At 59.9% G+C, this 15346-nt stretch carries 13 protein-coding genes; 8 read left to right on the top strand and 5 right to left on the bottom strand.

What is annotated here, in order from left to right; translation table 11 throughout:
* The first annotated feature begins 390 nt into the window (after positions 1-390).
* The 7 genes from CPter91_RS15485 (at position 391) to CPter91_RS15515 (ending at position 8203) form a co-directional block, all read left to right on the top strand.
* Positions 391-1644, top strand: coding sequence for an ABC transporter substrate-binding protein (locus tag CPter91_RS15485; RefSeq protein ID WP_061941783.1), 1254 nt, complete (start codon positions 391-393; stop codon positions 1642-1644).
* Between the two features lie 454 nt (positions 1645-2098).
* Positions 2099-3022: a carbohydrate ABC transporter permease gene (locus CPter91_RS15490; protein WP_061941785.1), complete on the top strand. Its 924-nt coding sequence runs from the start codon at positions 2099-2101 to the stop codon at positions 3020-3022.
* Positions 3023-3034: 12 nt separating this feature from the next.
* Positions 3035-3940 (top strand): carbohydrate ABC transporter permease, encoded by a 906-nt coding sequence (locus tag CPter91_RS15495; protein ID WP_061941787.1) that lies wholly within the window; start codon positions 3035-3037, stop codon positions 3938-3940.
* 35 nt (positions 3941-3975) lie between these two features.
* Positions 3976-5097 carry an ABC transporter ATP-binding protein gene (locus CPter91_RS15500; RefSeq protein WP_061941789.1) on the top strand — a complete coding sequence of 374 codons (1122 nt, stop codon included), beginning with the start codon at positions 3976-3978 and terminating at the stop codon, positions 5095-5097.
* A gap of 55 nt (positions 5098-5152) precedes the next feature.
* Positions 5153-6076 carry a glucosamine kinase nucleotide-binding domain-containing protein gene (locus tag CPter91_RS15505; protein WP_335340101.1) on the top strand — a complete coding sequence of 308 codons (924 nt, stop codon included), beginning with the start codon at positions 5153-5155 and terminating at the stop codon, positions 6074-6076.
* The gene (gene nagA, locus CPter91_RS15510) at positions 6073-7200 is read left to right on the top strand and encodes an N-acetylglucosamine-6-phosphate deacetylase (RefSeq protein WP_061941793.1); all 1128 of its coding nucleotides are present in this window, start codon (positions 6073-6075) and stop codon (positions 7198-7200) included. Before CPter91_RS15505 ends, nagA begins: the two co-directional genes overlap by 4 nt.
* The gene (locus tag CPter91_RS15515; RefSeq protein WP_205631715.1) at positions 7193-8203 is read left to right on the top strand and encodes an SIS domain-containing protein; all 1011 of its coding nucleotides are present in this window, start codon (positions 7193-7195) and stop codon (positions 8201-8203) included. The genes nagA and CPter91_RS15515 overlap by 8 nt, the downstream gene beginning before the upstream one ends.
* A 274-nt stretch (positions 8204-8477) precedes the next feature.
* On the opposite strand, the gene CPter91_RS15520 is transcribed toward CPter91_RS15515, so the two are convergent.
* From CPter91_RS15520 to CPter91_RS15530, 4 genes are all read right to left on the bottom strand, one after another.
* Complete coding sequence (locus CPter91_RS15520; protein WP_061941795.1) at positions 8478-9665, bottom strand: porin; 1188 nt, start codon at positions 9663-9665, stop codon at positions 8478-8480.
* A gap of 130 nt (positions 9666-9795) precedes the next feature.
* On the bottom strand, positions 9796-12561 hold the full coding sequence (gene mgtA / locus CPter91_RS15525) for a magnesium-translocating P-type ATPase (RefSeq protein WP_082792870.1): 2766 nt from the start codon (positions 12559-12561) through the stop codon (positions 9796-9798).
* Between the two features lie 249 nt (positions 12562-12810).
* Positions 12811-12963: a hypothetical protein gene (locus CPter91_RS26980; RefSeq protein ID WP_167595178.1), complete on the bottom strand. Its 153-nt coding sequence runs from the start codon at positions 12961-12963 to the stop codon at positions 12811-12813.
* 9 nt (positions 12964-12972) lie between these two features.
* Positions 12973-13170 carry a hypothetical protein gene (locus CPter91_RS15530; protein ID WP_061941797.1) on the bottom strand — a complete coding sequence of 66 codons (198 nt, stop codon included), beginning with the start codon at positions 13168-13170 and terminating at the stop codon, positions 12973-12975.
* A gap of 800 nt (positions 13171-13970) precedes the next feature.
* Between CPter91_RS15530 and CPter91_RS15535 the strand changes: the two genes are divergently transcribed.
* Positions 13971-14540, top strand: coding sequence for a flavin reductase family protein (locus CPter91_RS15535; protein WP_061941799.1), 570 nt, complete (start codon positions 13971-13973; stop codon positions 14538-14540).
* 33 nt (positions 14541-14573) lie between these two features.
* On the opposite strand, the gene CPter91_RS15540 is transcribed toward CPter91_RS15535, so the two are convergent.
* On the bottom strand, positions 14574-15332 hold the full coding sequence (locus CPter91_RS15540) for an SDR family oxidoreductase (RefSeq protein ID WP_061946300.1): 759 nt from the start codon (positions 15330-15332) through the stop codon (positions 14574-14576).
* Positions 15333-15346 lie beyond the last annotated feature (14 nt).

Below are 15346 nucleotides of genomic sequence, written 5' to 3' on the forward strand. Positions count from 1 at the left end.
TGAACTACAAACACTAGCTTGGTCTCCCCACAACGCGTGTGACTATAGCGCAAGTCCCGCGGGCAACGTTAGCGTCGTTCTCGTTTTGTAAAGAAACGTAAGTTTTCGTAAAGTTATCTTTTCCAACAGCACTACCTTAACGCAAGTATTCTGGATAGTTGTCGCATGAGAGCATAAAATTTCATTGGGCAGAGTGTAAAGATATGTAATCGCTAAAACCTGCCAATCTAATCTTTCATCAATAAAATCAATAGCTTATGAAAATCATGCGGCCAATCCGGACGAAAGATGGCGGCACAATTTTTATGGTGCTAATGTCTGTTCGCGGCGGTTTGCTCTGCATAGAGGGCCGCAAAATCCAATCCGATAAAAATCCAAGAGGAGACTTAGATGCAAAACCGAATCCGCACCATCCGCAACGCCGTACTGATCGCCCTGGCGACCTTCGGCACGGCACAAGCCGGCACGCTGACCATCGAAAGCTGGCGCGTCGACGACAAGACCCTGTGGGAAACCGTGCTGATCCCGGCTTTCCAGAAAAAGAATCCGGGCATCGAAGTCAAATTTGCGCCTACCGCGCCAACCGAATACGACTCCAGCCTGTCGGCGCGACTGGCTGGCGGCACCGCCGGCGACCTGATCGCCTGTCGTCCGTTTGACGTCTCCCTGTCCCTGTACAAGAAGGGCAACCTGGAAAAGCTGGACGGCAAGCCGGGCATGGAACACTTCCCTGCCTCCGCCAAGACTGCCTGGCAGACCGATGACGGCAAAGACACCTTCTGCATGCCGATCGCTTCCGTGATCCACGGCTTCCTGTACAACCAGAAGATCTTCAAAGACCTGAACCTGCAACCGCCTAAGACCGAAGCTGAATTCTTCAAGGTGCTCGACACCATCAAGAGCAACGGCAAATACGCGCCGCTGGCGCTGGGCACCAACGACCAGTGGGAATCCAGCCAGATCATCTTCACCGGCTTGGGTCCTAACTACTGGAAGGGCGAAGAAGGCCGCAAGGCGCTCATCGCCGGCAAGGAAAAATTCACCGATCCTAACTTCGTCAACGCTTTCGAATATGAAGCCCGGCTCGGCAAATACCTGAACAAGGGCGCCAGCTCGCAAACCTATGGCGACAGCCAGAACCAGTTCGCCCTCGGCAAAGCCGCGATCTATCCTGCCGGCTCCTGGGATATCGCCTATTTCAACGACAATTCCAAGATCTCGATGGGCGCCTTCCCACCGCCGGTGCCTAAGGCCGGCGACAAGTGCTACATCTCGGACCATAACGATATCGGCATGGGCGTCAACAAGAAGTCCAAGAACAAGGAAGATGCTTACAAGTTCCTGGCCTGGCTCGGTTCGCAAGAGTTTGCCGACATCTACACCAACAAGGTCACCGGCTTCTTCTCGCTGTCGGATCACCTGATCTCGGTCAAGGATCCGGTCGCCAAGCAGATGATCGACTGGCGCAAGTCCTGCTCGTCGACCATCCGCCTGAACTCGCAGATCCTGAACCGCGGCGAGCCAAGCATGGAAAACCAGCTGTGGAACGTCAACGCGCAAGTGTTGAACGGCAAACTGGCGCCTAAGGACGCTGCAGCACAGGTGCAAGCCGGCTTCGCCAAGTGGTACAAGCCGCAGCAATAAGCTTTCATTGCATTAATGCTATCGTCTGGCGAAGGATGAGGTTAAGATAACCCCATCCTTTGTCGACAAGCCAGCTAGCGTAGCGCTTCGCCAGAAACACTACTCCAGAAGTACTACACTAGCATCCAAGGCTTGCCGCAGCGGGCTGTAACAGCTAAATCGAGAGCGAAGGGCGCGTATCCGGCGCGCAGGGCAAGGCGCACAGCGGAGCAATAGCGAGACTATTGCGAGCATGTGCAACGCCGCCATGCGGGTCGGATACGCGACAGGCGCTCTTGATTTAGCTGTTGCAGCCCGCAAAAGGTGAGCCCGTGAAGAACGGCACCCGCACACAAGAATAAGCCGCCATCACGTTCGTATTTCAGAGTTCGCTCAGCGGGCCGGAGTCGTCTTCACGATCTCCCCCGTGAGATTGCTGCGCCTGCGAGTGAACTTGCATTCAAAGAAAACCAGAATGAATCTTCAAAAAAAGACCTTCCCCTGGCACATCGTGGTGTTCCTGGCGCCTGCGGTCATCATCTATTCCATGTTCAGCGCCCTGCCTTTGCTGGACACCTTGCGCCTCGGCTTCTACACCAGCAACGATGCCGGTGTCCACCGCTTCGTCGGCCTGGCCAATTACCATACCATCCTGTTCGATTCGGACTGGTCCAAGGCGTTCTGGAACGCCATGCTGAACAACCTGAAATTCTTCGCCATCCACATGCTGCTGCAAAATCCGATCGGCTTGCTGCTGGCCACCCTCTTCAGCCTGAAAGGGCTGCGTGGCGCGCGCACTTACCGTACCCTGATTTTCCTGCCCACGCTGCTGTCGGTGGTGATCATCGGCTTTATCTGGCAACTGATCCTGTCGCCCTTGTGGGGCGTCGGCGAGGGCCTGATGCAACACGTCGGCCTGGGCGACTACTTTGCGCCATGGCTGGGCCAGGAAAGCAGCGCGCTGCTGACGCTCGGCCTGATCTCGGTCTGGCAGTATGTCGGCATTCCGATGATGCTGATCTACGCGGCGCTGCTGGCGGTGCCGGAAGAAGTGCTGGAAGCCGCTTATGCAGAAGGCGCCAGCTCGTTCCGCATCTTCTGGCAAATCAAGCTGCCGCTGATCCTGCCGACCCTGGGCCTGGTCACCATCCTGACCTTCGTCGCCAACTTCAATGCCTTCGACCTGATCTATTCGGTCAAGGGCGCGCTGGCCGGACCGAACTACACCACCGATATCCTGGGTACTTTCTTCTACCGTACCTTCTTCGGCTACCAGGCGCAGATCGGCAGCCCGACCATGGGGGCGGCAGTCGCCACCCTGATGTTCCTGGTGATACTGCTCGGCGTCGCCAGCTATTTCTACTTCGTGCAGCGCAAGCTGACACGCTACGAACTGTAACGAGGACTTATCATGACATCCATCTCCTCGCTCTCTTCCGCCGCAAGCTCGGCGCCGGCGCCGACGCCTGTGCCGCTATTTGCGCGCAGCCGCTTTGCCAACCTGGGCCGCATCTGGGTCCATGTGGTGCTGTGCGCCTATGCCGTGATCGCGCTGTTCCCGATTGCCTTGATCCTGATCAATTCGGTCAAATCGCGCGACGCCATCTTCGACAACCCGCTGGCGTTTCCGACCCCGGATTCGTTCTCCCTGATCGGCTTTGAAAAGGTGCTGCACAACACCAACTTCATGCTCTACTTCGGCAACAGCCTGGTGGTCACGCTCGGCTCGCTGGTGCTGATCGTGCTGTTCGGCGCCATGGCCGGCTGGGCGCTGTCGGAATACAAGTTCCGCGGCAACCGCCTGATGGCGCTCTACCTGGCGCTCGGCATCATGATCCCGATCCGTCTTGGCACCGTCTCCATCCTGCAGCTGGTGGTGAGCCTCGACCTGATCAACACCCGCACCGCGCTGATCCTGGTTTACACCGCGCAGGGCCTGCCGCTGGCGGTGATGATCCTGTCCGAATTCATCCGCCAGATCCCCAAGGAACTGAAGGATGCGGCGCGCTGCGACGGCGTCGGCGAATTCAAGATCTTCTTCCAGATCATCCTGCCGCTGATCCGCCCGGCCATCGCCACGGTGGCGGTATTCACCATGATCCCGGCCTGGAACGATCTGTGGTTCCCGCTGATCCTGGCGCCTTCGGATGAAACCAAGACCGTCACGCTCGGCGTGCAGCAGTTCATCGGCCAGTATGTGACTGACTGGAATTCGGTGCTGGCGGCGCTCTCGCTGGCCGTGATCCCGATCCTGATCATGTACGTCATCTTCTCCCGACAACTGATACGCGGCCTGACTTCCGGCGCGGTCAAGTAATAGACAAAGCAGACAAAGCAGAAACGAGACCTCCAATGGCAAATGTAAGCGTCAAGCAACTCACAAAATCCTACGACGGCAAGCAGAACGTGCTGGCCGATCTCAACCTGGAAATCAAGGATGGCGAATTCGTCGTGCTGGTCGGCCCTTCCGGCTGCGGCAAATCGACCCTGCTGCGCATGCTGTGCGGCCTGGAATCGATCACCAGCGGCGAACTGTCGATCGGCGACCGCGTGGTCAACCACCTGCCGCCGGCCGAGCGCGGCATCGCCATGGTGTTCCAGAGCTACGCCCTGTATCCGCACATGACGGTGTACAAGAACATGGCTTTCGGCCTGAAGATCGCCGGCGCCGACAAGACCGCCATCGATCAGCGCATCCGCCATGCCGCCGGCATCCTGAAAATCGACCATCTGCTGGATCGGCTGCCGCGCGAGCTATCGGGCGGCCAGCGCCAGCGCGTCGCCATCGGCCGCGCCATCGTGCGCAAGCCGAAACTGTTCCTGTTCGACGAACCGCTCTCCAACCTGGATGCCGCCCTGCGGGTGCAGACCCGGCTGGAAATCGCCAAGCTGCACAAGCAGCTGGAAGCCACCATCGTCTACGTCACCCATGACCAGGTCGAAGCCATGACCCTGGGCGACAAGATCGTGGTGATGAACGACGGCTTCATCCAGCAGGCCGGCTCGCCGCTGGAGCTGTACCAGCGTCCGAAAAACCTGTTTGTGGCGACCTTCATCGGCTCGCCGAAGATGAACCTGTTCAATGGCACGGTCAGCTCGGTAGCAGCCGACTGTTTACACATCAAGCTCGGCAACGGCCAGGAAATCCGCGCCGACGTTGCAGCCGGCGCGACTAAGGCTGGCGATGCAGTGACGGTCGGCCTGCGCCCTGAACATATCCTGGAAAACGCGCATAGTGGTGAAGTGTTTACCGGCAAGGTCAGTATCGTCGAGCACCTGGGCGAAGCGAATTTCATCTATGTCACACTACAGGACGGCCAAGACCTGCTGGTGCGCGGCGACGGCAACAATCCGGTGCATATCGGCGACAGCGTCACCTTGTCGGCGCCGAGCAGCGCGTTTCACGTGTTCGACGCCCAGGGCCTGGCCCTGGAAAGATTGAAACCGGGGAATATGATTTCATCCAAACAATAAAAACAACTAAATAAATAGATACACTATGCGCCTTCAAAAAGGCGTGGGAGTTGAGTTGAAAACAGCATTCGAATATCTGATCGGGGTCGACGGCGGCGGCACCAAGACCGTGGTCCGGGTGGAACGCCCGGACGGCAGCCATGTCGCCGACGGCAGCAGCGGACCGTCAGCCCTGATGCATGGCACCAGCAAATCCTGGTGCGCTATCGTCACGGCGCTGGATAACGCCTTCCTGGCGGCAGGCATTGTGCGCCCGCCGTATGCGACGATTGCTGCCGGCTGTGGCTTGTCGGGAATCAACAACCCGCAATGGGCGAACCAGTTCACCGAGCAGAACCCTGGCTTCGGCGCGCTGGCCATCGGCACCGACGCCTTCACCACCCTGCTGGGCGCGCACCTGGGCCAGCCCGGCGTAGTGGTGGCGATCGGCACCGGCAGCGTCGGTGAAGTCTTGCTGGCCGACGGCAGCCGCCTTGAAGTCGGCGGCTGGGGCTTCCAGACCGGCGACGAAGCCAGCGGCGGCTGGATCGGCCTGCGCGCCGCCAACCATGTCGAACGAGCGCTGGATGGCCGTGCCGTTGCCGGACCGTTGGCCCGGGCCATCGTCCGCTTCTGCGGCGGCGCCGACGACTTCAGCAACAGCCAGAACCGGGAACGGGTGATCGCCTGGGTCAACAGCGCCAACCAAAGCATCTTCGCCCAGCTGGCGCCGCTGGTGGTGACCCATGCCGCCGAAGATCCGGCGGCGCAGACCATCTTGCGTAAGGCCGGCGTCGAAATCGACCAGATCGCGCTGGCGCTGGACCCGTCGCAACAGCTGCCGATCGCCCTCTGCGGCGGCCTGGCCGCTCCGCTCCAGGCGTATCTGCCGGAACCTTTGAAATCACGCGCGATCACGCCGCGCGCCGGCGCCGCAGCCGGCGCACTGCTGCTGCTGCGCCGTCAACTCGCAACAGAGCTCGCAGGGGAACAAGCATGAATACCACCAGCAACCTGACACAACTGCATGGCAATGTCCTGACCACCGAGGGCTGGGTCGCCGGCAGCATCGGCTTCAGCGACATGATCACCGAGATCAGCGGCGAGGCGCTGGAACAACCGCCGGAACAAGGCGACTACATCCTGCCTGGCTTTATTGACCTGCACGTGCATGGCGGCGGCGGCCAGGACATCATGGAGGCCGGCGATGCCGTCCACGTGGTCTCGCGCCTGCACGCCCAGCACGGCACCACCAGCATGCTGGCCACCACCATGACGGCGCCGCTGGAAGAGCTGGAAGCGGCGCTGGGCGCCATCGGCAAGGCTTGCCGCGGGCGCCGTGCCGGCAGTGCGCGCGTGCTGGGGGCGCATCTGGAAGGCCCCTACATCAATCCGGGCAAGCTCGGCGCCCAGCCGGATTTCGCGATTGCCGCCACGGTCGAGCAGATCGACTGGCTGCGCAGCTTTGCGCCCTTGAAACTGATCACCATTGCACCGGAAATCAACGGCCACATGGCGCTGGTCAAGACCTTGTCGCAACTGGGCATGCGGGTGCAGATCGGCCATACCCTGGGCACTTACGAAGACGGCGTCGCCGCCCTGAAAAACGGCGCTGCCGGCTTCACCCACTTGTTCAATGCGATGAGCTCTTTCCATCACCGGCAGCCGGGCATGGCCGGCGCCGCCTTGGCGCATGCCGAATATGCCGAGCTGATCCCGGACCTGCTGCACGTCCATCCGGGCGCCATCAAGACTGCGCTGCGAGCAATACCGCGCCTGTTCTGCGTCACCGATTCGACCGCCGCCTCAGGCATGCCGGACGGCGACTACATGCTGGGCCGCCAGGTGGTGCACAAATGCCTGGGCGGCGTGCGGCTGGACAACGGCACCCTGGCCGGCAGCACGCTGACCATGGATCAGGCGCTGCGCAACCTGGTGTCGCTCGGGCTGGAAATCGCCGAAGCTTCGCTGCGGGTCTCCACCTATCCGGCCGACTATCTTGGCATGCAAGAACGCGGACGTCTGAAAGAAGGCTGTTTCGCCGATATCCTGGTGCTCGACCACCAGCTCAAACTCAAAGCAGTGTATGTAGAAGGAGAAAGAATTGACCTCGTTGATGCTTAAAGAAGCCCGCTCGGCGGCAGAACATGTCGCCTTGCAGCTCAGCCAGGACCGCGAGCGCTACGCCGAACTCGGCCAGCGCCTGCGCGCCGCGCCGCCGTCCAGCATCCTGACCGTGGCGCGCGGCAGCTCCGACCATGCCGCCAATTACTGCGCCTACCTGATCATGGCGCGCCTGGGCCGCATCGTCGCTTCGCTGCCACTGTCGCTGGTGACGCTCAACAAGGCGCCGCTGATCGCCCGCGATGCGCTCGCTATTGCGATTTCGCAATCGGGCCAGAGCCCGGACGTGATCGAACCGATCCGCTATTTCCGCGATAGCGGCGCCACCACTGTCGCACTCGTGAACGATATCGCTTCGCCCTTGGCGGACACTGCCGAATGGGCGCTGCCGCTGCATGCCGGCGCCGAACTGAGCGTGGCCGCCACCAAGAGTTTCATCACCAGCCTGGTGGCTGCCGCCCGCCTCACCGCACACTGGCAGGATGACGCCGCCTTCCTGGCCGCCATTGAAGCCCTGCCGCAGGCATTGACTGCCGCTACCGAACTCGACTGGAGCCCGGCCATCGACGTGCTGGCGCCCTCTTCCCGCATCATGGTAGTCGGCCGCGGCATCAGCTTGCCGCTGGCGCTGGAATCGGCATTGAAATTCAAGGAAACCTCTGCGATCCAGGCGGAAGCCTTCAGTGGCGCTGAAATCAAGCACGGCCCGATGGCCCTGATCGACGAAGGCTATCCGCTGCTGATCTTCGCCACCCGCGGACCGACCCAGGCCGGCCTGCTCAAGCTAGCCGACGAAATGCGCGGCCGCGGCGCCAAGGTACTGCTGGCCGCACCCGCCGACGTGGCGGCGCGTGATCTGACTTTGCCGGTTGCCGCCACCCCAGACCTCGACCCGATCGTGGCGATCCAGGCTTTCTATGTGATGGCCGCGCAGCTGTCGGTAGCGCGCGGCATGGATCCCGACCAGCCGCGGCATTTGAGTAAAGTGACGAAGACGCAGTAAGGCTCGTTGATAACTCGTAAGACGCGACAAAATCGTCACCCGCTTTTCGTCGTGCTTAAACCACGTAGCTAACTGGGGTCAGAGTGAACTTTCTGCGCGCCTTTTGCAGAAACTTCACTCTGACCCCACTTAGCGGGCTACGGAGCGCATACGTCTGCGCTGGCAAAAAACACCTGGCGCACCCATTCTTTCTCCTAATCCGTCATGTAGGGTCAGAGTCGAGTTTCGCGATAAAACGCCGCGAAAGTCGACTCTGACCCCAGATGACTACGCCTTAAAACACATGCCGCATCCCCACCCGCAGCAATCCCTGTTCGCTATTGCTGGACGGCCCGAACGAATTGCCGATGACGCCATCCACGCCATGCGACGCCCGCCGGTAATCGGCTGACACATACAGATCGCTGCGCTTGGACAAGTGATAATCCAGCCCCAGCGACAGCTGGTTCGCCTTGGTGCCTTCGAAATGCATGCGCTGGTAGCCCAGCGTGCCGTCCAGTGCCGCGTCGAAATGGTAGCGCCCCCCGATTTCGATCAGGCGCAGATCCGATACCTGGCCATAGCCTCGGAACTCGATATCGGCAAAATTCGCCATGGCGGTCAACTTCCCCATGTCATAAGCAGCGCCGATGGCGAAGATCTTCTGGCTGTCGATCGCCATGTTTTTGAGCGGCACCCGTTCACCGCTGCCGCCATCGATGGCAAAAGTCGGCTGCCCGAGGAATTGGGTCAGGCCCAGGCTTGGATAGGGCCCGATCGCCTGCGTGCCGCGCGGCGTGTTCAGCCGCATATAAGCAACACCGGCAGAAAACGGCCCGCGCGCATAGTGGGCGCCAAGGTTCCAAGCCGTGCCACTGCCGGCGCCTTCGCTGTCATTTTCGTCCGGATGGGCGCTCTTGTCGGCAAATGAATACAGCGCGCCAAAGGTCAGCCCGTCGAAATCGGCGCTGGCGAGCTTGATCGAGCGCTGGATGGCGTTGCCGGCGATGCGGTCGAAATTACCCTGGTGTGAAGCGTAGCCGCTAGCCGTGGCGCTGATGTTGAAGGGCGTGACATAGTCGTTGATCAGATCGTACTGGGTGCCCATGGTCAGCTGCCCGTAGCGGTTGCTCAGGCCAAGCATCGCCATCCGGTCAAACATCGTCCCTTGCGAGGACAAGGAACCATCGTCCAGGTTGAAGCTGCTTTCCAGCTGAAACACGGCGCTCAGGCCACCGCCCAGGTCTTCCACGCCCTTGACGCCCCAGCGGTTCGGCTCCATCACGCCGGTGTCCAGCTTGGTGTTGCCATGCCCGCCTTCATTGTTGACGAAGGTGACGCCGGCATCCAGCACGCCGTAAAACACCACGGAACTTGGCGCAGCGGCTTTTTTTTCAGTTGCGGGAATCTCGGCCTGGGCCTGGATCGCGGGAGAAAACGCCAAGGCGCAGCTGCTGCCGATAATGCTCAATAAGACTTTCATAGTGTATTCCGATAATTTATGTAGGGTGGGCAGATTTTCTGCCCACGCGTGACGGTAAATACGCACGGTCCCTCGATGGGCACACGTCACACGTGGGCACAGGTGCCCACCCTACGGTGTTAATACAGGCTCAGAACCATTGGCCGTAACGGCGGATATAGATGGTCTTCACGGTTTGCGCCAGGATCATGTAGCCGACCATGGTGGCGATCAGCCAATAGAAATACGACTTATCCAGCGCGACGAAGCCGATCGATGCCGCCAGCGGCGAGAACGGCAGGTAGCAGCCGATGCCGATGGCAATCGCGGTCGACAGCAATACCGGCAGCGCCGCCGTGCTTTGGATGAACGGAATCTTGCGGGTACGCAGCATGTGCACCACCAGTGTCTGCGACACCAGGCCTTCGATGAACCAGCCGGAATTCATGATGTTCTGGCCGGCGCTGCCGCCGTCCGCTGCATACATGGCGCCGGCGCCGAATACAGTCCACATCAGGATGTAAGTGGTGATATCGAACACCGATGAAGTCGGGCCGATCCAGATCATGAAGCGGCGGATATTGCCGGCATCCCATTTGCGCGGTTTCTTGAGGAAGTCTTCATCCATCTTGTCCCAAGGCAGCATCATCTGCGAGATGTCATAGATCAGGTTCTGGATCAGCAGATGCACCGCCAGCATCGGCTCCCATGGCAGCCAGGCCGAGGCCACCAGCACCGAAAACACGTTGCCGAAATTGGAGCTGGCTGTCATGTTCAGGTACTTGAGGATATTGCCGAAGGTTTCACGTCCCTTGACCACGCCTTCTTCCAGCACCATCAAACTCTTTTCCAGCAAGATGATGTCGGCGGTTTCCTTGGCGATATCGGCGCCGCTGTCGACCGAGATGCCGACGTCAGCGTCGCGCAGCGCCGGCGCGTCATTGATGCCGTCGCCCAGGAAGCCGACCGTATGGCCGTTGGCCTGCAGCGCCTTGACCACCCGCGATTTCTGCAGCGGCGTCAGCTTGGCGAACACGGTGGTATATTTCACCGCCTCGTTGAGCTGCTGCTCGGACATCGCTTCGATTTCCTGGCCGACCAGCGGCGTGCCCGGATCGAGGCCGACATCGCGGCATACCTTGAGCGTGACGATGGCGTTGTCGCCGGTCAGCACTTTGACCGCGACGCCGTATTCCTGCAGGGCGCTGATCGCCGGCGCCGCCGAGTCCTTGGGCGGATCGAAGAAGGTCAGGAAGCCGCGCACCACCAGCTGCGCCTCGTCTTCCGTCTTGTACTGCGCCTTGGCATGGGCGGGATCGATCTGGCGCGTGGCGACGATCAATACCCGATAACCTTCTTCATTGTATTCGCGCGCCTTTTCCAACAGCGCTGTGCGGGCCTTCGCATCCAATACCTGCACTGCCTCGCCCTGCTGGGTATGGCTGCAGACCGCCAGCATTTCTTCGACGGCGCCTTTCGACACCATCAGCTGCGCACCGCCCTGGTCTTCGACGATCACCGACAAGCGGCGGCGCACGAAATCGAAAGGCATCTCGTCGATCTTGCTGTACTGCAGGAGCTTGGCGGCCGCACCGTGCTGGTCAGCATGGCTGACGATGGCGATATCCATCAGGTTCTTTTGCCCGCTCTGGTGAAAACTGTTGAGCCACGCCAGCTGCAAGATGCTTTCATCCTTGTTGCCGCTGATATCGAGATGCCGTTCCAGGATGATCTTGTCCTGCGTCAGGGTGCCGGTCTTGTCGGTGCACAGCACGTCCATGGCGCCGAAGTTCTGTACCGAGTTGAGACGCTTCACCACCACCTTGCGGCGCGCCATCGCCATCGCCCCTTTGGCCAGGTTGGCCGAGACGATCATCGGCAGCATTTCCGGCGTCAGGCCGACCGCCACCGCCAGCGCAAAGGTCAGCGCCGACATCCAGTCGCCCTTGGTGACGCCGTTGATCATGAAGACGATAGGCACCATCACCAGCATGAAGCGGATCAACAGCCAGGAAACACTGCTGACGCCGCGGTCGAAACTGGTTTCGATGCGCTTGTGGCTGACCACATTCTTGGCCAGCGAACCGAAATAGGTATTGGCGCCGGTCGCCACCACGACGGCAGTGGCAGTGCCGCTCACTACGTTGGTGCCCATGAAGCAGATATCGGACAGGTCAAGCAGATCGGCCTGGTTATCGGCTGCGGGATTGGCATCGGCTGATTTCTGCGCCACCGCGCCCAGCGTGTCGTATTTCTCGATCGGCAGCGCTTCGCCGGTCAGCACCGCCTGGCTGATGAACAAGTCGCGCGAGGCAAACAGGCGGATGTCGGCCGGAATCATGTCGCCGGCCTGCAGGCTGACGATGTCGCCCACCACCAGCTCGCGCATCGGGATTTCCTGACGCTGAGGATTGGCAGCATCATTGCTACGGCGCAGTACGATGGCGGTAGTACGCACCATCGATTTCAACCGTTCGGCCGCCTTGTTCGAGCGGTATTCCTGGAAGAAGCGCAACAGGCTGCTGATGGTCACCATCGTCAGCAGGATGATCACGCCCTTCCAGCTGCGCTCGTCCGGCTCGGCCAGGTGGACATCGAGGATATAGCTGATGCTGGCCAGTATCAGCAGCACGATCACGAAGGGATTTTTGAAAGACAAGGCCAGCTGCACCAAGGCGTGCGGCGCCTTGTCGTGGGCTACTTCATTGGGACCGGAGCGTTGCAGGCGTTCGGCGGCGTCATGGTTAAACAGGCCGAAAGGCGAGGTTTTGGTACGGTTAAAGGTGGCTTGAATGGGCTTGCCGGATTCTTCGACGACGCGCATCGAGATTTTCTGTTCCGGCGCAGAGGATCCGGAAATGAACCCTTTCTGCTTTTGCTTGGGCTTGCCCGCTTTGTTCTTGGCTGTCTGATTCATGTGATTTTCCTGTGCCGTAAGGACAGCACGGGAAAATCCTGTCTTTATTCAGACAACACTATCCCCTGCCGCGCCACGGCTAAGCGTGTTCGGTTGGTCGTAAAACTGGGGCGAAGGTCGCCCGCTGTGGCTATCGCGCTGACTATCCAAGCGGGCGGCCTATCGCCACCTTCGCTATCGTCTTCCATGTGGTTCCTTGCAATGGTCAGGGTTGAACGGATGCTTCAGCAACGAAGCTGGAGTTGATGATTACTGCGGCATGAAGATGGGCGCCACGTGCACCTGCGGCTTGCTGTGCGCCGCCAGCGGCGACAACAGGTGCAGCAGGATGAGCAGCCAGGCCAGCGCTGCAAGCAGCGCCAGCAGCACCGCATTTCTTGCGTTTAAAAAGTACTGATGCATGATTGTTCCTTAACGGCCGTTGCCGCCTATCAGCGTGCCGTACATGCCGCAGTTCTGCGCCGGCTGGCGGGATTTTTCGGAACGCGTATTACCGGTATGGCGGGCAAGGCTGGCGGCCTGGGAAGATGTCCAGCCGAAAGTCCAGCCCTTGGACGAAGTTTCTGTGACGCGTTTTTTTTGCGCGTTGATGAATGATTTGATAGTCATGATGAGCCTCGACAGACGTGTTTGCATAACGGCTCTGCGGATGAGGAGCCGTGATCGAAGGCGAGCTGAGGCGGCGGACTAGAGCCGTTGGCTATGCAACAGACTGGAAATGCAAACCTTGCGCGCCCCGCTTGCGTATTAAAGATGTTTTACGTGAGGGACAACTGGGGGACAGTCCATGTCAAAAATCCTTTATAAACGCGCTGGGGCGGCAGCCAGAGCGGCCGGCAGCTGGTGGGCGGATCGCCTGAACAATAGCGCTCAGACAGCGTGGAGCGGCAACGAGGTGCCTGAAAAAATAAACCATGCCAATCTCCTGGGGCCGGCATTCTGCATTCGGCAATAACGCGGACGTGATCAGTCAGCGCGGACACAGCCACAAGGGCGGGCGCAACAAAATCTCGTCGCTGCATGGCAGAAACGGCGGAACAACCGGAATACCCGGAACAAACGGATTAAATGACTAGATGGGGATTTAAAGTGCGGTCTTGCTGATCGCATCTACAACTCGGCGTACGCAGAGTCGTAGCGGAGGGAGGTCTGCTACTGCTATGCGTGCTGTGCCGGGCTGATCGCCCATCCACTTCGACTATTAGAACCTGAGTCCACAATGGACCTCCATATAATGCAATGCCCGAAGTTTATCGATGAAGGAATGGCCGTGTCAAGCACAAATCCAGCTATTTGCAAAAACATGCGATTGCCTGAAACATGGCTCCGGCTGTGGCAATCCAGCCCATCGCACTGAAAATCCGGGAGTCGGATAAACTGTGCTGACGTATCCTACTCCTGAAGCCATCATGCAAAACATCCAAGCTGTAGAACTCGCCAAAGCCTATCGCCTGCTGAACCACGGCCCTACCACCATCGTCACCAGCGCCCATGCCGGCGTCAGCAATGTGATGGCGGCGGCGTGGGCGATGCCGCTGGATTTCGATCCGCCGAAAGTCTTGCTGGTGATTGACAAGAGCACGCTGACGCGCGAGCTGGTGGAAGCCTCCGGCGAATTCGCACTGAACGTTCCTACCCGCGCGCAAGCCGAGCAAACGCTGGCGGTGGGTTCCAGCTCAGGGCGCGAGGGCGACAAGTTTGCGGCGCTGGATATCGCCACATTTCCGGCGCAGGAAATCGGCGCACCGCTGATGTCGGGCTGCCTGGCGTGGCTGGAATGCAAGGTCATTCCGGAGCCGCATAATGAACAGCGCTACGATCTGTTCATCGCCGAGGTGGTAGCCGCCTGGGCTGATGCCGCGGCGTTTTCAGAAGGCCGCTGGCACTTCCCCAGCGCCGACCAGCATTCGTTGCACTACCTGTCCGGCGGCGCCTTCTTCGCCACCGGCGAAGCGTTCAACGTGAAGCTGAAACCATAACGATGATTCGCTTCAGGAAAAATCTGTGTGCGCTTAACCGCGGCCGATAAACGGCATGTTGGTCGCCATCACCGTCATGAACTGAACGTTCGCATCCAGCGGCAGGCTCGCCATGTAGAGTACGGCATTGGCGACATTTTCGACCGCCATGGTCGGCTCCACCGCCACCTGGCCATTTGCTTGCAGGATACCCTGCTCCATGCGCTCCGTCATGTCGGTGGCGGCATTGCCGATATCGATCTGGCCGCAGGCGATATTGTATTTGCGGCCGTCCAGCGAAGCCGACTTGGTCAGACCCGTGATCGCATGCTTGGTGGCGGTGTAGGCCACCGAATTCGGCCGTGGCACGTGCGCGGCAATCGAACCGTTGTTGATGATGCGGCCGCCGCCTGGCGTTTGCGCCTTCATGATTTTGAACGCCTCCTGCGTGCACAGGAAAGCGCCAGTCAGGTTGACGTCGACCGATGCCTTCCACTGGGCGAAATCGACCTCTTCCAGCGAGGCCGATTTGGTGAAGATGCCGACATTGTTGAACAACAGGTCGAGACGGCCGAACTGTTCGCTGATCGTGGCGAACAGCGCCTTGACCGATGCCGGATCGCTGACATCGGCCGATACCGGCAAGGCATGTGCCGCCAGCGCCCCGGCGGCCGCCATCGTCTCCTCCAACGCCGTAATGCGCCGCCCGGCCAATACCACACTGTAATCGTTGCGCAGCAGAGCCAAAGCGATGTGCTTGCCAATACCTGAACCGGCGCCGGTGACCAATGCGATTTTCTTGCTGACTGCCATTTTCATGCTCCTGG

The organism is Collimonas pratensis (genome assembly GCF_001584185.1).
GTDB classification, from domain to species: domain Bacteria; phylum Pseudomonadota; class Gammaproteobacteria; order Burkholderiales; family Burkholderiaceae_D; genus Collimonas; species Collimonas pratensis.